General features: G+C 51.2%; 19 protein-coding genes. 3 read left to right on the top strand and 16 right to left on the bottom strand.

Going from position 1 to position 19,035, the window contains the following annotated elements; translation table 11 throughout:
* Positions 1-15: 15 nt before the first annotated feature.
* The 4 genes from ACFSX3_RS12060 to ACFSX3_RS12045 are packed head-to-tail and all read right to left on the bottom strand — an operon-like array spanning position 16 to position 4,154.
* Complete coding sequence (locus ACFSX3_RS12060; protein WP_209986203.1) at positions 16-1,224, bottom strand: L-serine ammonia-lyase, iron-sulfur-dependent, subunit alpha; 1,209 nt, start codon at positions 1,222-1,224, stop codon at positions 16-18.
* A gap of 17 nt (positions 1,225-1,241) precedes the next feature.
* Positions 1,242-2,078, bottom strand: coding sequence for an enoyl-CoA hydratase/isomerase family protein (locus tag ACFSX3_RS12055; RefSeq protein WP_209986200.1), 837 nt, complete (start codon positions 2,076-2,078; stop codon positions 1,242-1,244).
* Positions 2,068-2,907 carry an enoyl-CoA hydratase/isomerase family protein gene (locus ACFSX3_RS12050; protein WP_209986197.1) on the bottom strand — a complete coding sequence of 280 codons (840 nt, stop codon included), beginning with the start codon at positions 2,905-2,907 and terminating at the stop codon, positions 2,068-2,070. Before ACFSX3_RS12050 ends, ACFSX3_RS12055 begins: the two co-directional genes overlap by 11 nt.
* Positions 2,908-2,936: 29 nt before the next feature.
* Entirely contained in the window at positions 2,937-4,154 is a 1,218-nt protein-coding gene (locus tag ACFSX3_RS12045; protein WP_209986194.1) for a M20 metallopeptidase family protein, read from the bottom strand.
* Between the two features lie 235 nt (positions 4,155-4,389).
* Between ACFSX3_RS12045 and ACFSX3_RS12040 the strand changes: the two genes are divergently transcribed.
* Positions 4,390-5,703, top strand: a complete 1,314-nt coding sequence (locus ACFSX3_RS12040) for a transcriptional regulator (protein WP_209986191.1) — start codon at positions 4,390-4,392, stop codon at positions 5,701-5,703.
* A gap of 418 nt (positions 5,704-6,121) precedes the next feature.
* On the opposite strand, the gene ACFSX3_RS12035 is transcribed toward ACFSX3_RS12040, so the two are convergent.
* A complete protein-coding gene (locus tag ACFSX3_RS12035) occupies positions 6,122-7,003 on the bottom strand; it encodes a LysR family transcriptional regulator (protein WP_209986188.1) in 882 nt (293 codons plus the stop codon).
* 120 nt (positions 7,004-7,123) lie between these two features.
* Here ACFSX3_RS12035 and ACFSX3_RS12030 point away from each other — a divergent pair, with 120 nt between their 5' ends.
* Positions 7,124-8,023: a DMT family transporter gene (locus ACFSX3_RS12030; RefSeq protein WP_209986185.1), complete on the top strand. Its 900-nt coding sequence runs from the start codon at positions 7,124-7,126 to the stop codon at positions 8,021-8,023.
* Between the two features lie 198 nt (positions 8,024-8,221).
* Here the strand turns inward: ACFSX3_RS12030 and ACFSX3_RS12025 are convergent, their stop codons facing one another.
* The 8 genes from ACFSX3_RS12025 to ACFSX3_RS11990 all read right to left on the bottom strand — a co-directional run bounded on the left by ACFSX3_RS12025 (position 8,222) and on the right by ACFSX3_RS11990 (position 16,236).
* Positions 8,222-9,709: a DHA2 family efflux MFS transporter permease subunit gene (locus tag ACFSX3_RS12025; protein WP_209986182.1), complete on the bottom strand. Its 1,488-nt coding sequence runs from the start codon at positions 9,707-9,709 to the stop codon at positions 8,222-8,224.
* Positions 9,710-9,751: 42 nt separating this feature from the next.
* Entirely contained in the window at positions 9,752-10,381 is a 630-nt protein-coding gene (locus tag ACFSX3_RS12020) for a TetR/AcrR family transcriptional regulator (RefSeq protein ID WP_379256645.1), read from the bottom strand.
* A gap of 195 nt (positions 10,382-10,576) precedes the next feature.
* On the bottom strand, positions 10,577-11,353 hold the full coding sequence (locus ACFSX3_RS12015; RefSeq protein ID WP_209986176.1) for a stalk domain-containing protein: 777 nt from the start codon (positions 11,351-11,353) through the stop codon (positions 10,577-10,579).
* 99 nt (positions 11,354-11,452) lie between these two features.
* Positions 11,453-12,232, bottom strand: coding sequence for a M15 family metallopeptidase (locus tag ACFSX3_RS12010; RefSeq protein WP_209986173.1), 780 nt, complete (start codon positions 12,230-12,232; stop codon positions 11,453-11,455).
* A gap of 70 nt (positions 12,233-12,302) precedes the next feature.
* A complete protein-coding gene (locus ACFSX3_RS12005) occupies positions 12,303-13,559 on the bottom strand; it encodes an FtsW/RodA/SpoVE family cell cycle protein (protein ID WP_379312893.1) in 1,257 nt (418 codons plus the stop codon).
* Positions 13,560-13,627: 68 nt separating this feature from the next.
* Positions 13,628-13,960 (bottom strand): PadR family transcriptional regulator, encoded by a 333-nt coding sequence (locus tag ACFSX3_RS12000; protein WP_209986167.1) that lies wholly within the window; start codon positions 13,958-13,960, stop codon positions 13,628-13,630.
* Between the two features lie 184 nt (positions 13,961-14,144).
* Positions 14,145-15,599: a DHA2 family efflux MFS transporter permease subunit gene (locus ACFSX3_RS11995; RefSeq protein WP_209986421.1), complete on the bottom strand. Its 1,455-nt coding sequence runs from the start codon at positions 15,597-15,599 to the stop codon at positions 14,145-14,147.
* 67 nt (positions 15,600-15,666) lie between these two features.
* On the bottom strand, positions 15,667-16,236 hold the full coding sequence (locus ACFSX3_RS11990) for a TetR/AcrR family transcriptional regulator (protein WP_209986164.1): 570 nt from the start codon (positions 16,234-16,236) through the stop codon (positions 15,667-15,669).
* A gap of 208 nt (positions 16,237-16,444) precedes the next feature.
* Here ACFSX3_RS11990 and ACFSX3_RS11985 point away from each other — a divergent pair, with 208 nt between their 5' ends.
* A complete protein-coding gene (locus ACFSX3_RS11985) occupies positions 16,445-16,888 on the top strand; it encodes a DUF4395 domain-containing protein (protein ID WP_209986160.1) in 444 nt (147 codons plus the stop codon).
* 125 nt (positions 16,889-17,013) lie between these two features.
* Here the strand turns inward: ACFSX3_RS11985 and ACFSX3_RS11980 are convergent, their stop codons facing one another.
* The 3 genes from ACFSX3_RS11980 to ACFSX3_RS11970 form a co-directional block, all read right to left on the bottom strand.
* Positions 17,014-17,355: a DUF6054 family protein gene (locus ACFSX3_RS11980; RefSeq protein ID WP_209986157.1), complete on the bottom strand. Its 342-nt coding sequence runs from the start codon at positions 17,353-17,355 to the stop codon at positions 17,014-17,016.
* Positions 17,356-17,403: 48 nt separating this feature from the next.
* Positions 17,404-17,934 (bottom strand): hypothetical protein, encoded by a 531-nt coding sequence (locus tag ACFSX3_RS11975; protein WP_209986154.1) that lies wholly within the window; start codon positions 17,932-17,934, stop codon positions 17,404-17,406.
* Between the two features lie 114 nt (positions 17,935-18,048).
* Complete coding sequence (locus ACFSX3_RS11970) at positions 18,049-18,981, bottom strand: NAD-dependent epimerase/dehydratase family protein (RefSeq protein WP_209986153.1); 933 nt, start codon at positions 18,979-18,981, stop codon at positions 18,049-18,051.
* Positions 18,982-19,035 lie beyond the last annotated feature (54 nt).

The raw sequence follows: 19,035 nt of genomic DNA, 5'->3' as shown, positions 1-19,035 counted from the left end.
CGATATCATTATCAGTTAACTGCCCATGTTGTAGAACTTAGCGAGCCCGCCCTCTGAAGTTTCACGGTACCTGCTGTTCATATCCAGGCCAGTTTCGTACATGGTCTGTACAACCAGATCAAAGGATATTTTACGGGTACCTGACAAGAACTTAGCCAGACTCAGCGCATTGATCGCCCGCATCGCACCGACCGCATTCCGCTCGATGCAAGGAATCTGAACCAATCCGTTAATCGGATCACAGGTTAACCCTAAGTGATGCTCCATGGCAACCTCCGCCGCATACTCAATCTGGCCGATCTCCATCCCGGACAGCTCAGCCAGCGCTGCCGCTGCCATAGAGCAAGCCGTGCCCACCTCCGCCTGGCAGCCGCACTGAGCGCCGCTGATCGAGGCGTTATGCTTGACCAGATTGCCAATGAGCCCGCCGACGGCCAGCGCCCGGAGAATTCGTTCGTCCGGGACCTGCAGCTTCTCCTGCATATAACGGAGCGAGGCGGGTACAACACCGCAGGCCCCGCAGGTTGGAGCCGTTACGACTGTACCGGCAGCCGCATTCTGTTCATTGACGGCAAAAGCGTACGCGCTGACGATCCGGTTCTCCCGCGTCTCCGGGCTCTCATCCACAGTCCCCTGATGATACAGATATTTCGCCTTGCGCTCGACATTCAGGCCGCCCTCCAGAATACCTGTGACAGACAGTCCTTCGTCGATCGACCGCTTCATCGCTTCCCAGATGCCTTGGAGGAACTCCCAGATCTGCAGGCCTTCATGCTGCTCGACGTAATCGCTTAAGCGGATATGATTCGCTTTACAATAGGCACTGATCTCGGCAAAGCTTTTCTCCGGGTAGACATCAGGTCCCCGCGTCTCCTCCCGCCCATCAATCACGATCTCCCCGCCACCGATACTGGCAACACGCATGGAGGCTGTTTGCTGACCGTCTTTGTAAGCGAACAAGTCCATTGTATTGGGATGAGGCAAATCAAAGTCAGGCTGCGGAACAAATTGAACCTCCGTCCGGACGGGATAGAGTGCCCGAATAATAGCCTTGTCCGTCATATGGCCTTTACCTGTTTTGGCAAGGGAACCATAGATCAACGCCTTGAACTGGTCTGCGTCTTCATTTTCTGCTTTGAAGATTCCGGCCGCTTTCTCCGGTCCCATGGTATGGGAGCTGGACGGTCCGCTGCCAATCTTAAATAGCTCAGTCAACGATCTCATAGCACCCTTATCCCTTCTCAGTTGTCATTCCTCTGAAAACGTTCCTTGAGCTTCATCAGCCGCTCATGAATCCCCTCTTCATCAATCGCCATGTCAACCAATTGGTGAGTAAGCTGAAGACCTTGATTCTCTGCCAAAGCTTGTTTCCACGGGTGCGCCACAATCGAATGCGTAAGATGCCTCACCGAGCGGGGCGCCTGCATGATCAGCTCTGCCAGCTCCCATGCCCGTGGAATAAGCTGTTCACGAGGCAATACCTCACTGACCAGACCAAGGTCTAGTGCCTCTTGGGCAGTAATATTCATCCCCGTGTATGCATAGTATGCCGCTTTCTTGGTTCCCAGTATCCTTTGAAGTGCCAGGACGATTCCATCTCCGGGCGGAACACCGCCCAGATAATGGGCATCGAAGAACGCCGTGTCTTCCGCACAGATCGTAATATCACAAAGCGTTCCCAGCTGCCAGTGTGCGCCAGTGCCATTAACCGCCCCAATCGTGGGGATGTCGATGCACTGAACCATATTTTCAATCATTCTAAGTGATTCATGGTACATTTCCAGCTTCCGGCGGTTCGGCCAATCCATGAATTTCGTATTCCAGACTTCAGGATTGCCGGTCTGCCATAACTCTCCTGTCCCTGTAAGAATCATGACCTCATTCTCAGGATCACGGCCAATATCTGACCATACGTGACCATAAGCGGCTTGGACCGGCCAGTCGAATTGTAAAGGTCCCCCGTCAGTGTGCATACGCACTTCGAGGATGCCGCCGCGGCGGGTCATGAGGAATAAGTCCTTGTACTTCTCCGAGTATTCTTCGAGCCGAGTAGGTCCCGTCATCTTTCTATTGAACATCGTTGCCCATCAGGCGTCCCTGCATTTTCTTCAGCCGCTCCAGCGCTCCTTCTTCATCAATGGCCATGTCGTACATCTGGTGGGCAAGCTGGAATCCCTGATCAGCGACCAGAGCCTGCTTCCATGGCCGGGAGATAATGGAGTGAGACAGATGTCTCGTTGAACGCGGTGCCTGCATGATCATCTCCGCGAGCTCCCAAGCGCGTGGAAGAAGCTGCTCACGGGGCAGCACTTCACTGACGATACCCAGATCTAACGCGGTCTGACCGTTGATATTCTTGCCGGTGTATGCGTAGTAGGCTGCTTTTTTGAAACCGATCATGCTCTGCAGTGTGAGCAGCATTCCATCTCCTGGAGGCGTGCCTCCCAGATAATGCGGATCGAAAAAGTCCGCGTCTTCCGTACAAATGGTAATATCGCAGAGCGTAGCGAGTTCACAGTGCGTTCCCGGGCCGTTGACTGCCCCGATTGTCGGGATGTCAATGCAGAAGATCAGATTCTCAAGCAGTCTCAGCGATTCATGATACTGTTCGAGCTTCTTTTGCTTCGGCCAGTCCATGAATTTCGTATTCCAGACCTCAGGGTCGCCAATCAACCATTTATCCCCGGTTCCCGTTATAATCATGACTTCGTTCTCAGGGTCACGGCCAATATCTGACCAGGCATGAGACCAGGCGGTATGAGCTTCCCAATTGTGCGTGTACGATCCTCCGCCCGTGTGAAGACGCACTTCAAGGATTCCGTCACGGCGGGTCATTAACAGGAATTCCTTGTATTTCTCCGAGTACTCTTCAAATTTGGTGGGTCCAATCATACGTCTCTCTGTCATTGTAATTCCTCCTAAGTTTGGTTTAGAGCTTAACTGTTACTTTCAAGCCAGTCTCTGGCAAAAGCTGCGTAAGCCGCAGCCCCTCTATAAAGCACCTCATCCGAGAACATCGTCTTAGGATGGTGTACAGGGTAACGATAACCATCTTCGATATTGCCTGCGTTAAGAAACACTGTGGTACTTGGCACCGCCTGTGAGACAAAGGCGAAATCTTCCGAGCCCATTAATTTACCACCGGGTACCAGCTCAGTTATACCAATATAGGAGCCATCACCAAAGGTATTTGCAATCGAAACCCTCATTTGCTCATTAAGCCCGCCATCCGTTTTCACTTCAGGACAGCCTCTTGTATAGATCACTTCCAGCTTTGCCTGAAAAGTTTCTCCGATCCCTGCGGTAATTTCGCGGATACGGGTCTCCACTTTATCCCGCAATGCGGTGTTAAATGTGCGTACACTGCCTTTCATTCTGGCCGTATCGGGAATCACGTTGTTCGTGGTTCCGCCTTCCATCACGCCGATGGTAAGGACTGCATTATCAGTCGGCGAAATTTCCCGGCTAAGAATACCCTGCAGCGCCAGATGAAGATGAGCTGCCACATTCAAAGGGTCCACTGCGGCCTCGGGCATTGCGCCATGTGACCCCCTTCCGCGGATGATGATTTCGAACCAATCCGAAGAAGCAGAAATCGCTCCACCTTCCTCAGGCACTACAAATTGTCCGAGAGGAAGTGGCATTCCGGTCAACACGTGAAGCATCGTGGCTGCATCCACTTTAGGATTGTCGAGAATCCCGCTCTCAAGCATCATTTTTGCCCCGTGCAGCGTCTCTTCACCCGGCTGAAACATAAGCTTAACCGTCCCGCGAAGCTGCCCTTCGTTAGCCTTCAGAATCTCCGCAGCTCCCAGCAGCATGGAAGTATGCATGTCATGACCGCAAGCATGCATGTTTCCGCTCAACGATGCGTAAGACAACTCCGTTTCTTCCTGAATGGGCAGCCCGTCCATATCCGCACGGAGCAGAACCACCTTCCCGTCATGCTGTCCGCCAATGGTAACCGTTAGCCCTGATTCCCCTACGGGAGCGGGCTTAAGCCCCATCGACTCCAACACCTCTTTTACGTAAGCAGTTGTCCTGGGCAAACTTAAATCAAGCTCCGGAATCGCATGAAGATGATGCCTGTACATGACCAATTTGTCCTGCAGCTGATGAGCCATACTCATTAAGTCTCCAGCTTTTTCAATCACAAATGAACATCTCCCAAAACATAAATTAAATGAACGTTAGATTAGAGTGACCATTACCCCCTTCTTAATTTAAGACTTTTTAAGAACAATTTTATCGTACTGGCATTTTCATTCGCTGTCAAGAGATATTAAGACTTTTTAAGAACATTATTTCAGAGGCTGCCGGAACATTGTAATATCACATTTATTGTGATATAACTCTTTTGATTGAACTGTTTTATGAAAGGAATCTACCATGAAAATCAAGCTGGGTATTATCACGCCTGAGACGCATATGGACTATTTCCGCGCCATTGAAGAAGAACTGCGTCCCTTATGCCAGTTCCGCTTCCTTACCATCAGCAATTTCCGGGAAACAACGGACATCTATCTCAAAAACTTAGATTCGGTGGATGGATTTGTGATCAGCGGCAGGATGCTCTACGAGTCCATCGATAAGGAATACCTGGATGATAAAGTCCCTGTTCACATTTTGCAGGATGATGAGAACCTGCTGTACAGGGAGCTTTTCCGGCTGCTGGTTACAGAACCTGGACTTGATATCTCCCGGATCTATGTGGATTATGCATATATCATCGAATCTTTCAGCGAATTCCAGCAATACCTGACTCATGAGGGAAAGCCCGTTGACTGCGGAGATCTGTCCGAACGGGTGGAGACCATGCTGGAGAACCATATCAGTCTGTGGGAAGACAAGAAAATAGATCTGTCCATCACGGCGTTCGGCCACTTTGTTCCGGAACTCCAGAAGCACGGCGTCAAATATATCTTAATCCGGCCCACTTTGGAGAGCGTTAAAGAGACCATCAGCGAGATCATCAACGAGATTACCATCCGTAAGCTTAAGAACCAGCGGGCCGTTGTCGCATACTTATCGGTCCACAATGAGCAGCCACCATCTGAGGAGCAGCTTCAAGAGCTGAAAGCCCTGGTTGGCAGGTTTCTGCATAGCGTGAATCTGGCTGACACGGCCCAAATCTCAGAAGGCTATGTCAGACTGTACACCACCTTCGGCAATTTCATGAGAATCACCTCTAACGCTCATAACTGTTCCCTGCTGGAGTATCTGGAGGAGCGCATACAGGGCAAGGTAAAGATCGGCTGGGGCTCGGGGCATGAATATTTTCAAGCGAACGTCAACGCCACCAAGGCTCACAGACAGGCAGAAGCCTATACGGGCAGCAGCAGCTTTTTTATAGACGAGAATCAGAAGGTTGCCGGCCCCATGCGGAGCATGAATATCATCCATTTCTCCGAACAGGGGGACCCGGAAATCCTTGCGTTAGCCAAAACCATCGGAATCAACAACATCAATTTGCAAAAAATCATGTCCTACGCAGAAATCATGCGAACCAATAAGCTATCCTCTGAGGATGTTGCGGAGTGCCTGTCTATGACCGTCAAAGGTGCAAACCGCATCCTTAACAAAATCGAAGAAAGTAAACAAGTACAAGCGGTATTTGAAAAAAGGAACAACAGTAAGGGGCGGCCAAAAAAATACTACGAGTTGTTGTTTCTCGACAATGAGGGGCGTAAATTAAGCGGGTGAGGCACGGATGCACATTGGCAAAAAGGCATGTTTTCAAAATTGAAAACATGCCTTTTTTGTTGTATAGGAAATTATAGTTTCTTCCTGCTGTGGGAAAGGTGGCGTACATTTGTGAATAAGAGTTCATGGAAAGATTCGAATAGTGGCTTTGATGCTGAATGTGACTGAAGGCTGAATGTATGTGAAAAACAACATACATTGTGTTCGCAAGCAGGCACACGGCCTGAATGTATGTGAAAAACAGCATACATTGTGCTCCCATGCAGACATATGGACCAAATATATGTGGAAAACAGTATACATTGTGTTCGCAAGCAGACGTATGGTCCAAACGTATGTGAAAAACAGCATACATTATGTTCGCGCTAAGGTCATCTTATTCACCCGTAGGGTGATTTTGTTCTACTTTTCCACCAACTTAAACGGCTCCCTGGCCGGGCAACCAGTTCTGCACATGCTGCAGGAAACGCCTTGTTGCAGGAGAAGCATATTTCATTGAGCTGACCGCAATGCCCAGAGAACGGAAGCTCTGCTCCTCCAGCTCAAGCATGGCTACACGCTCATACTGGAACCGGGTGACCAGCTCCGGGAGGATGCTGATGCCCAGACCTTTTTCCACCATGGCAATAATGGCGTAATCGTCCCCGGCCGAGAATTTGATGTTCGGCTTAATTCCGGCCTTCTCCAGCACCCGCTGCACATCATAGTCCGAACCGGGCTTCGGAATGATGAAGTCCTCGTAGGCGATCTGAGCCAGCGGCATGTGAGGCGCCTTACTCAGCGGATGGCCGAGCGGGAGAATCGCCAGCATCCGGTCCTGCATCAGCGGGATCACCTCGAATTTCTCGCGGGTCGGCAATGAGAGGAAGCCGCAATCAACCACCCCAGCCTCGATCCACTGCTCAATCTCCAGATAACCACCCTCCATCAGTTTGAACTCAATGTACGGATATTCCTCACGGAACTGCTTGATGATGTCCGGCAGCCAATGGACAGAGACACTGGTGAAGGTGCCGATTGTGATCGTCCCCGTCTCCAGACCATGAATATCCGCTACCTGCTGCTTAAGCTGCTCATTCCAATTCAGAATCTCCCGGATCGGCTGAAGCACCTGCTCCCCGTTCACCGTCAGCTTCACACCCGAACGGCTACGTACGAGCAGCGGGAAGCCGAATTCCTGCTCCAGACTGCTCAGCGTGTGGCTGATGCCGGATTGGGTGAAGCCCAGCATCTCCGCTGCCTTGGTCAGACTGCCCAGCTCCACCACTTTTAGAAACACTTCATACTTAATCAGACTCATGTCCAGCCCCCTCACTTAGCATGACATTCTCTCATGTATCTTATGATAAACATTCAGTTACCTTATGTATTCGAGCGTATTATACTATACTCACTTGAAATAAAGAAGGATGATGACTGAATGAAGCCGCTAAAGGCCGAGCTAATGCTCATTGTAGTAACACTATTCTGGGGCTCCTCCTACCTGTTCATGAAGCTGGGACTGGGTACACTGGGAGAATTCAATCTGATTGCACTGCGTTTCGGGCTTGCATTCATTCTGGCGGGGCTGTTGTTCCGCAGACGGCTGCGCAGTATGGATGCCAGAACCTTGAAATACGGAGCCTTGCTCGGCTTCCTGCTGCTTAGCGTATTCACCTGCATCACCTTCGGGCTGAAGACCACCACGACCTCTAACGCCGGATTCCTGGTTGCATTGACTGTTGTCTTTGTCCCTATGCTGGAGGTGCTGATCTTCCGAAAAAAAGTCGCTCCCCCGCAAATCTTCGGCACGATCCTGGCCATTAGCGGCATCGGGCTGCTTACGCTGAACGGATCGCTGCAAGTTCAGCCCGGTGATCTGCTCTGCATTCTGTCCGCAGTATTCTATGCGGTGCAGATTCTCGTGACGGGCCGGGCGGTCAAGACCTGCGACTCGCTGAATATCGGCATTCTGCAGCTCGGCTTCGCCGGGGGCTATGCCCTGATTCTATCCGCCATCTTCGAGACGCCTTCGCTGCCGTCCACCCTCCCGGGCTGGATCGCGATTCTGGCTCTGGGGATCTTTTGCAGCGCCTGCGGGTTCATCATCCAGCCGGTTGCCCAGAAGTACACTACACCGACCCGCACCGGTCTGATCTTCGCACTTGAGCCGATATTCGCTGCCTTCTTCGGCTACTTGTTCGCACAGGAACAGCTTTCCCTCCAGGGCTACACCGGTGCCACCCTTGTCCTGCTGGGCATTCTGGCCTCCGAGCTGCTGGGCAAGCTGCATATTGTGTCGCCGGCAAGGCTGCTCAGGAAGCGGCGGGCGCACTTATAGGTTTTAATGGCCCCCGCCCATTGTACTCGGTTTTCCACATACATCCGGCTCGCACCCATGCTCCCTCTTTTGCACCTGCTCCCTCCGGATCGTTCAAAAAGCACAAAAAACGCCCCCTGCCAACCGGCAGTCAGGGACGTTCTTTGTATGTCTATAACATTTGTCTTCTATAATGGCTGTAGCAATAGTTGAAGCTGATTAATGCCCCATCATCATTGCAGCATCCTTCTGCTGTTCTTCAGGAGAAGGTGCAGCGCCCGCTGTCTTGGGACGGCGCAGAATCAGACTGAGGACCACTCCGGCCACGGCGATGCAGCCCGAGAGGAAGAAGACATCCCCGAAGCCCTGTACAGCAGCGGCAAGCGGATTGCTTCCGGCCGTCATTTTACCCATATGCACGGTAATCTGGCTGGTGAGGTACCCGGTCATGCCGGCAACAGCGAACGATACCACAACCTGCTGGGCAGCGGCAGTAAGCGGGGTAACCCGGTTCACCCATTCACGCGGCGCAGAGTTCAGGACATGGGTATTGACCGGCATCATCGACAGACCCATACCGAGGCCCATCATGACCAGAGACAGTATAATAAGAGGAAGACTGGTGTCTACTGTAACTCCAGATAGAAGGAACAGGGCCGTCGATATAATACTGAGACCTACGAATACCAGCGGACGGGCACCGATTTTGTCAAACAGGCGGCCGCCCAGCGGCATCCCTACTCCGGAAGCCAGCGCCTGGGGAAGCAGGATAAGCCCGGTCTCCAGCGGCGTGTAATTGCGGATCTGCTGGAGATACAGCGGAACGAACAGCATGGAGCCGAACAACGCCGCCTGTGTAACCCAGGACAGAATAATCCCGCGTGTGAAGTCCGAGGAACGAAAGACGCGCAGCTCCAGCAGCGGATGCTTTTGCAGCAGTTCAACGATGACGAACAGCACCAGTGCAACGCCGCCGACTGATAATCCTACAAGCGCTCCGGTTGAAGTCCAGCTCTCACCGCCGCCTTGATTAACGCCGTAAGCCAGCATAGAGAATGCGATCGGGGCCAACATGATCCCGAAGATATCGAGGTGAGCTCTTCCCTTTTTCTCGATGACCGGCAAATATTTAAGACCAAGAATAATACCCACGATACCAATAGGCAGGTTAATCAGGAAAATCCAGTGCCAGCTTACATACTCCACCAGATAGCCTGCGAGGATCGGTCCAAGAGCCGGAGCAAGCAGCATTGGAATACCGAGCATCCCCATGATAGAACCTCTACGCTCTACCGGAGCCAGTCGGAAGACCATCGCCATCCCGATAGGAGCGACCATGCCGCCGCCAAGACCTTGAATGACACGGAAGAGGACCAGCTGTCCCGAGGTCTGGGCTACGGAGCATAATACAGAGCCGAGGACGAACATCGCAATGGTCGTTAGGAACACCTGCTTGGAGCCAAAGCGGTCCGTCATATAGCCTGCCAGCGGAATTACAGCGGCGAGCGCAAGCGTGTAGCCGGTAATGGCCCATTGAACAGTCTTCAGATCCGTATCGAAATATTGCACCAGATTCGGAACGGCCACATTGACTGCGGTGCTGTCCAGAATAACCATGATCATGCCGACAATAATCGCCAGCAACGATGGAAGTATAGCTCTTAGCGAGAACGGCGCCTCTGCGGCGGCGGTGCTATTTGGATTCATAGGTTTTGACATTCTTTTGTCCACTCTTTTCTCTATTCATGATTAGTTATACTTGTGAAAATACTGCTCAAACAATCCGTCAATCTGCTCCTCCAGCGGGGCCAGCTTGAAGATCTGATGGAGATCCTCCCGTTCCTTCGGCAAACTGCTGACCATAATGACCGGGAAGACAATCGCCCCGTAGATCTGCATGTTCATCATCATGAGCTTATCGCGGTCCTGTTCGCCGGTAATCTCCCCGAGAGCATCCAGAATCCGTTCAATCCGCATCAGCTTGGAATATTTCGCATATTCATCATGCGAGCCCATAATATGGTGTCTCTGATCCAGCATCTGCCGGGCCATCCCGGGATAACGGCTGAGATTGGCAATGTACCGCGTGAAGAACAGCTTCAAGCGCTCTTTTGGCGGTAAAGATGTATCCTCCAGCACCTTGAAAGCATCGTCAAAGGTAGCCATAAGCTGCTTCACAGCATCGCCAAACAGCTTCTCCTTGGAGCCATAGTGGTAGTTCACCAGGGCCAGATTGGTCTCAGCTCTTGCCGCGATACTGCGCAGAGTAATGCATTGGAATCCGTCCTCATGGATCAGCGCAACCGTGGCATCGAGGATAAGTTGCTTGGTATCTTTATCTGAAGCATCAGCTTTGTTGCCCAATTTAAATTTAACCATAATGCAGCTTGTCGCCCTCCTCTGTCACAGAATCTTAATCATTGATCTAATCAACGATTTAAACATTGTTTAATTCGAATTTAAAATTACTCTCTTTCCGGCATTCTGTCAACAGAAAGTTAAAGGGAGAATTCCTTCAGCTAGACTTAAGCCGTGGAATTCTCCCTTGGGAGTAGAGTTATGTCTTATGCGAATCTAGGGTTGAGCCGGGCTGGCCCATACTTCACTGGCTGCCTGGACCGGCGTTAGAGTTAGCTTGGTGAGCTTACCTGAAGCGCCCAGTTCCAGAGTCAATACGGCCTCAGCTTTGGTGAATGACAATACACTCACAATCGTCATTACTCCATCCTGCTGTGTGCTGGTGGTGGTTTTCACTCCGAAGTAGCTGCCCGCCAGCGTGTTAATCCCTTCCAAGCTCTGCTGGAGCACCGGAAGAGCAGCGGGTTCTGCATCCTTGGCGTAATACCGCTCCTTCAGCGCCGGATAGTTACCAGTTACAAGCAGACCTGCTACGGCACCTGCCATTACCTCCGGTGTATATACGTCAACCTGGCCTGTTTCCGGATTATAGGAAGTGACTAACCCGATCGCTGCAAAAAAAGACAGCGGCGCGTACGCCTTTTTTTGTTTTAACTCAAAGCCGCCTGTAAACGGTACTTTGTTCTTGCCGTCCAGCATAAGCTCCTTACCAGATAATCTGAACTGAACGCTCTCCTGGAACCGTTCCAGCAGGAATGTGCCGGTAGCTCCATTGAAGCTGACCTTATATTTGAGGGCTTGGGCCGTTTCCCGCAGCGGGAGCATGATGTCCGGTCCGTCGGTATAGGCCAATGCCCCGCCTAGCTGCAATTCCTGACCATTCACGATAATCCTCAAGCTTCCGGCTGCACTAACGTTATGACTGGTCAATACACCTGCTCCTGCTGCAAATAACATTACACTAAGGAATACGGCTACGATTCTTTTGAACAAATCGATCCCACCTCTCCTGTATTCGAATATTATGCACGCATGCTTCAGAGATTAACCTTACATTATCCATTAACCGTTCTGTACAGCTCTGGAACAGCCCTACTCCACTTTGAAGTTGAAATATTGCTTCGGGTAAGGCTCCTTAATCAGTGTGAAATGCCACCATTCCTTAGCGTACGGCTTGAAGCCATGCTTCGTCATCGCATCCTTCAGAATTTTGCGGTTAGCATGCTGGGTGCTGCTGATGAGCGTCGTATTATAGTAAGAGATTTCACCGAAAAAATCATAAGGACTGCCCATATCCACCAGCTTGCCTGTGCTCTTCTGAGCCAGGGTCAGGTCGATCGTGCTGCCCCGGGAATGACCGGATTTCTTGGCGATGAAGCCCAGCTTGAACAGATTGCGCTTGTCCAACTTCGGATAATACTGTGGCTTCATCTTCAGATCGGCGGCATCCTGCGACCAGCGCACAAAGTGGTTGACGGCTTGCTGCGGACGGTAAGCGTCATAGATTCTCAGGATATAGCCCTTCTGTTCCAGATCTTCGCTAACCTTCTTCAGCGCAGCAGCGGCAGTCCGCGAGAAGATCGCGAGCGGTGCCTTATACCCGTCCACTCTGGTGCCGGTAAAATTATTCTCACTATAATAACGGATCTCATATTGCGCCGAAGGAATAACCTCATCCAGATAGACAAACCCGCCGGGGAGACTGTTTTTCTTCACAACCGGACTCTGTGCCGGAGCTGCTGAGGTATTCTGAATCTGTGGTACTGCCGTAAACTTTGCTCCGGCTTTGGGTACAAGTAGCACCGTTCCGCCCAAGATCAGCGCACATGAGATGAGAGCCAGCCTTCTGCCTGCCATGTGCAGCTTCTTCACTTGTCGATCCCCTCCTCTTGAAGTATCCCATATTTTACCCTTCCAGTATAAGTGTAGCCGCAGAGGCCGTCTATAGTCCAGACGGAACTTTTGCCGCAGGGAGCATATCCTTCCGCCGGTATACCCCCATTAGCAATCCGACAGCGGCGAATTCAATCAGGACATGCTGGCCGTAGCTTAGGAAGGGAAACGGTATGGATGTAAGCGGCATTCTACCGCTGAGAATGGAGAGGCCGTACACTAAGCGGATGGAGATCATCAGTCCCAGGCCAATAATCAGCATCCGCCCATAGGTATCGCTTACTGCGCGGGCATAGGAGATCATTTTGAGAACAAACCAGCAGGTTAAAGCAAGTAGCAGAAGACCACCCGCCCAACCGAAGCATTGAATGAGATACGCCGGAAACAAATCCGTATAAGGATAAGGAAGGGCATCTCCCAAATAGCCAAACCCCTGTCCTCTCCAGCCTGCTGATTGGATAGCATCTATAATTTCACGATTCATATAACCAGTTGTGTCCGGTCTTAGATTAAAATTAATTGCTCCAATCAGCCGTTCCCGAAGAATGTGATCATTCCAAACATAGATTCCTCCTGAAAATAAGGATACAACGGCAATTAATATGCCTCTCACCCAGCGCCGGGAGATCCAGATATACATGATCAGGGAAACAGCCAAGTATAAGATTAACTCTGGAAAGGAAGAAACTGAAGCATAAATTACCGCAGGCAACAGCAGGAGCAAGAGCTTCATTAACTCTCTGATCCGAACGTTATAGCTTCGCAGGAAACCTGGACGGGTCCATATCCCTGCCAGCGCAACGATAAACACATAAGGACTATAACCAATAAGGTCAAAATAAAATCCCGCAACCCCAATATAGCGCCTGGTCCCACTGTTCATATCAGGAACCAGCAAAATGCTGACTGCGACAGTTATTAGTGCAGCGATATATATACTCCCTGATGCTTTTTGCATCCTCTTAAAGTTAATAAAGTGTATTCCTGTCATTAGGCACACCCCGAGAATAATTAATATCAGTTGGCGCTGCATAGGCACGAAATGATAGCGTTCCAAGTAACCTCCTGCTTCAATAGATCCCATCCCCAGCAGACTTACCGCCGACAACAACATTACACCTGCAAGCAGCCCCCAGGGAATGCGCGGTTTATGAATCTGGTGCAGCTCTCTGCCTACGGCCTGCGGGTCTCCCATTTGCGCGATGGCATAACGCTGAGCCTCTTCTTCGGAGGCACCAAGCTCCTGACGCTCCGTCACCAGGTCTGTGAAGTGTCCGCTGAGCTCGTCCCGGATTTCATTGTGCATCCCTTTCGCCCTGACCTCGGCGCATACTGTATCCAGGTAATGCTCCAGATCCTTCTTACTCTGCTCCATCAGCCGCTGCCCTCCCCCAGAACGGTATCCATGGCGCCCTTGAACAGCGCCCACTCCGCCTTCTTCTCCTTAAGCTTGTGCTTGCCCTCATCCAGTAGCCGGTAATACTTGCGTCTGCGTCCGTCTACCTCCATCCAATAAGCTTCCACCCAGCGTTCACTCTCCATCGCATGGAGAATCGGGTAGAGCGTACCCTCCTTCAGGGCAAAAACTCCCTGCGAGCGCTGCTCCAGCTCCTTAATCAGCTCGTACCCATACAGCGGCCTGTCCAGCAGCAGAGTGAGGATCATCGTACCTGTGCTCCCCTTCAGCATTTCCTTGCTGACCTTCATCGGCATTCCCTCCTGTTTGTTTCGCCTATGCATCGTTAATCTATGCTTAATATACAGTATTATCCAAACGAAGTCCAGCCGCCTCACATCCCCATACCTACATTAGCAAACACAAATAAACCTCTCCTTAGCAAAATGGTTGCCCATTTTACCAAGGAGAGGTTCTTATTCAATTGCAGATTAATTAGTGCATAGAAGCCTGAGTCTTGTGCGAAATGATGACACGCTTAAGGAAGAATGCAATTACCAGACCTATAATAGCCATGACCATCCCGAAGATAAAGGCGTTCTGCACCCCATGAGTGAAGGCAGCGCCGATGTTCAGCGGATCAGCCGGATTAGTAACGGTCTGCATGTAGCTTTTGGAGCCGGAGGTCATGATGCTTACTGCCAGCGCTGTACCAATCGCACCCGCCACCTGCTGGAGTGTATTCATAATGGCTGTACCATGCGGATAGTATTCCAGCGGAAGCTGATTGATGCCATTCGTCTGTGCAGGCATCATAATCATGGAGATTCCGATCATCAGCACACTGTGAAGCACTATCACGAAAACAACGGTCGAAGTAGCTGTAATCCCCGAGAAGAACCACAAGGAGACGGCGACAAGCACCAGTCCTGGGATAACCAGCCATTTCGGACCATATTTATCAAATAGACGCCCCATGACCGGCGACATCAGCCCGTTGATAATTCCGCCCGGCAGCAGCAGTAATCCTGCCTTGAAGGCTGAATACCCTTGTCCCTGCTGCAGATACATCGGAAGAATCAGCATCGAGGAGAGAATGACCATCATACAGATGAACACCATTAGTACCCCAACCACGAACATCGGGAACTTGAAGGCGCGCAGATCAATCATCGGCTGCTTCATCGTCAACTGGCGGATACAGAACAGAATAAGGGCAATCGCACCGATCACGATGGCGATTATAACCTTCGGACTTCCCCAGCCTTCCGCTTCACCGGCGCTGCTGAATCCGTAGACAATACCGCCGAAGCCCAAGGAGGACAGAATAATCGACAGAACATCGATCTTCGGCTTCGTCACTTCCGTAACGTTCTGCATGAAGAAGATTCCGCTGAGCAGAGCGATCACCAGGAACGGCAGCGACAGCCAGAAGATCCAGTGCCAGCTCAGGCTCTCAATCAGCAGACCAGCAATTGTAGGTCCAATCGCTGGAGCTACCATGATGACCAAGCCGATAAGTCCCATCGCCGCCCCTCTTTTCTCAGCGGGAATGATGATCAGAATCGTATTGAACATCAGCGGCAGGAGCAGCGCGGTTCCCATGGCCTGCACCACTCTTGCGGTGAGCAGAAACTCGAAATTCGGCGCTATCGCCGCAAGAAACGTGCCAAGAATGGAGAAGCATAGGGCAGCGACGAACAACTGTCTTGTGGTGAACCACTGCAGAAGCATCCCGGAGATCGGAACCAGAATGCCTAGCGTCAGAAGATAGGCGGTAGTCAGCCACTGCGCCGTCGATGGTGTAATTTGCAGGACATTCATAAGATCACTTAAAGCTACATTTAGGGCGGTCTCACTGAACATGCCGATGAAGCCGGCGATCAGCAGGGAGATCAGAATGGGTAAAGTCTTGAATTGCCGGGGTTCGCTTGACCCCTTGTCAGTCATAGTTGCGTTCACTCTCGTATCCTCCTGGTATCTGTGTAATCTCTCTCTATGGTCTTGCGTATTACGGTTAAGCCAGTATTGCCGGAATGCACTTTGCCGCTGCTTCCAGCGGTTGAATATTTCTGCAGGTCAACGCCTGCAGCAGCGCTCCCTCGAACAAGGAGACCACCACCGAAGCTTTGCACTCTGCCGCTTCCTCCTGTACCCCCTCCCGGATCAGACGCTTCGCAATGATATCCTGCCAATCCTTGAAGACACACTGGCAAGCGGTGCGCAGCTCATGGCTGACACAGGAAGTCTCCACGGCTACCCAGAAGCTGAACGGAACCAGTCCTTCAAAAGAGGATTTCTCCGCTTCATCAGCCATGGACAGAATGAAATTCTGCACAGCCTGAGCCGGTGCCACTTCACTCTCCATATAATGGCGCAATAAACGGGCTACCTCTTCGCTAGTCCGGTTAATGCAGGTCAGGGCCAGCTCTTCTTTGCCATGGGGGAAATAATAATATAAGGAACCCTTAGGCGATTCGCTGTCTCTGATGATCTGATTCAGTCCGGTAGCATGATAGCCCTGTGTAAAAAACAACCTCGAAGCCGTATCCACAATGGCTTCGCGTGCATTAGGCTTGTTCGACAAGCTCTACACTTCCTTATCTTGACGATCCAACGATTATAACAATTGGTCTATATAATAAAACCATAAAAAAACTCCATATGTCAATGGATAATAATTTCAAATTTTAAATTCAGCCTTTAAATGATAGTTCTTTAGGATTGCCACGTACCGGTTCTGCGGCTATAATCTAATTAAATTTAATTATTCCAATACGAAAGGTGTGATTTAAATGAATCAAAAGCCTACAGTGCAAGGAATTCCCCGGCCGTTAGTAAAGCTCAATCAGGCCTTCATTGTCATATCTGTATTACTGGCCTTGCTCACAGGCCTCCACTGGTTTCTCGCCCTTCCGCTTGCCGCAGGATTATCGGGTCTAATCTTCGGATATAATCCCGTCATCAGGCTGAGCAGCCCATTGCTGACCAAGGAACGCTCTGCTTATGTGCTGGAAGATCCGGAGCAGCAGCAGTTCAACCAGAAGATTGCCGTCCTCTGTCTGGCGGCCGGACTGGTCAGCTTTCTGGCTGGCTGGACGATCGCCGGATATATCTTCACCATTATGGTTGGAATCGCAGCAACGGTTGCCATACTCGGCTTCTGCATCGGCTGCTTCATTCATTATCAGTGGAGAATGTACACATACAGACGCAAGCAGGCCGAGCTTCACAAATAATCCTGGATTTCCTTCCTGCTGCGCACTTCTACACCTTGTCACAGAACAGGCCAGCCAATCCTTGCAGCAGTAGAACACTACTGTCAAGGCTTGGCTGGCCTGAGTTCACTCATTTTCTTCCCGGCTTACTTGACTACGTAATCTTCAAGGATCTCTTCCACTGTAGATGCGAAACTCTGGCCTGCGCCCCAATCCATCTTAAGAACCAGGCCTTGGGAGGCGCCTGCCGGAATGAGGCGGACATTACTGGCCGTTCCCCGCAGATTATCCACGATGATTACCAGCGCCGCCTGATTTCTGGACCGGAAGTAGAAGCGTTCATAGATCAGCGTCCCGATCATCCGGCCATTCCCCAGGTCGTTAAGCTCCTCATACAGAAGCTCCGACCGCTGTGTCATCCCCTCTTTGATCCGCATGATTACTTCACTCGGCTGCAATTCGACATTCAGTTGATAAGACTCTCCCATGCTTATCCTCCTCATGGAATTATACTCAGAATCCAAGGTGTAACCCGTTCAGCGTTCCCTGCCTGCCACATCCCAGCGGTGACGGAACTTCTCCAGGCGCGGATGGACCTCTTCCGGCTCTTCGGAGAGCAGCAGGCGCAGCTTGACGATCCACTCCTCGAAGGAGGAGAAGGAAGCGAACAGATTCGCCATCTCTGGAGTCAGATAGAGAAAATACGGTGCGGGATAGATATCGCTGATATGGCGCAGCGCCGAATCCAGCGGGGTATACTTCTTCCGCTTACCTTCGAGGCTCTCCACGGTGATGAAGGATTGTCCCTGCTCTTTTTTCCACTCATGCAGCCGGTCGTCCCGCTTATACCAGGCTTTCACCGGCTCCTTCGTCATCCGCCGGACGGTTTCTTCATGCAGCGGGTAGAGCACCAGCTTCGTGAACTTGCGCTCCACTGCCGTCTCCGCCGCTTTAAGCAGCTCCATATCCGATATATGCTCGAAGGAATCATAGAAGATCAGTGTTCCCTTACGTTCATTCGCTGGCGGTTCATAACCATAAGGCACATGCTGTATATCGCGTGTCATCCTATTACCTCCCGTGTGATTACTGCCTATAGCATATCATGCAACCCGGGACGGCGTATAATTCTGCAAGCTTGTTATAAAAGCACCGCTGCTCATTTCCCTTGGCTTAATCCGCTATCCCAGTTCTTCACGGAACCATTCTATGGTTTCCTTAATGGCATTTTTATACGATGTGGGATTATATTCAGGAAACCGTTTCATGAATTTATTATCATTAAGCAGCAGAGGATACTCGAATTCATACAGAAGCTCATGGAATTCATTAGCTTCCTTATTGAACATACCGGCTAATCCGACTGCCCAGCCCGGCACCGCACAGTACTTCCCCGGACTGCCTGCCGCATGCTGGATGTTCATCAGGAATTGCCGCCCCTCAATAGCGCCGGAGCCGGACACATGCCACTCCCCCTGTTCTCCGCTCTCCGCCAGCAGCACGGCAGCTCTGGCCGCATCGCGGATATAGACCAGATCATGCGGGACATCCAGCTTCACCGGCCACTTAATCGTTCTGGCCTGAAGGGCTCCGCTGAAGATCGGTCCGAATAATCGGTTCGTGACATTGGGACCGAAACAATTTGGATATCGCGGAATCACGAAACGGAAACCGCGCTGCGCAGCCTCTGTCTCAAGTAGCTTCTCCAGTTGATTCCGCAGCTTCCCCTTGCGGGTTCGCGCCTCCTTCGGATGGCGTTCATCCGCCGGAAGATATTGGAGCTTGCCGTAACCGTAGATATTGCCCGGAAATACCAGCGTCTGACCAGTTTTAAGCAGGCGCGTCACCCGCTCAAGCGCCTCTGGCATGACTGAGTACCAATCCTGATACGGCACATTAAGGCAGAAATAGACAGTTGTCTTCCCATAAAGTACTTCAGCAAGCACCTTCTCATTCATTACATCTACTGCCGCCAGGGTCAGCAGCGGCCCCTTCAGCCTGCGCAGAGCCTGACTGGAACGGTGGTATGTAGCCGTCACAAGCTTGCCCCGTGACAGTAATTCTTGTGTGATGGAATGGCCCAGACCGCCATTGCCCCCAATTACGAGATTCATAACATTAACGGCTCCTTAAACGAACGCATGAATACCTTCAGCAAGCTGCATGAC

The sequence above is a fragment of the Paenibacillus rhizoplanae genome (genome assembly GCF_042684125.1).
Classification (GTDB): domain Bacteria; phylum Bacillota; class Bacilli; order Paenibacillales; family Paenibacillaceae; genus Paenibacillus_AQ; species Paenibacillus_AQ rhizoplanae.
The sequence above is the reverse complement of the archived record's forward strand: the minus strand, read 5'-3'. Positions and strand labels throughout refer to the sequence as shown.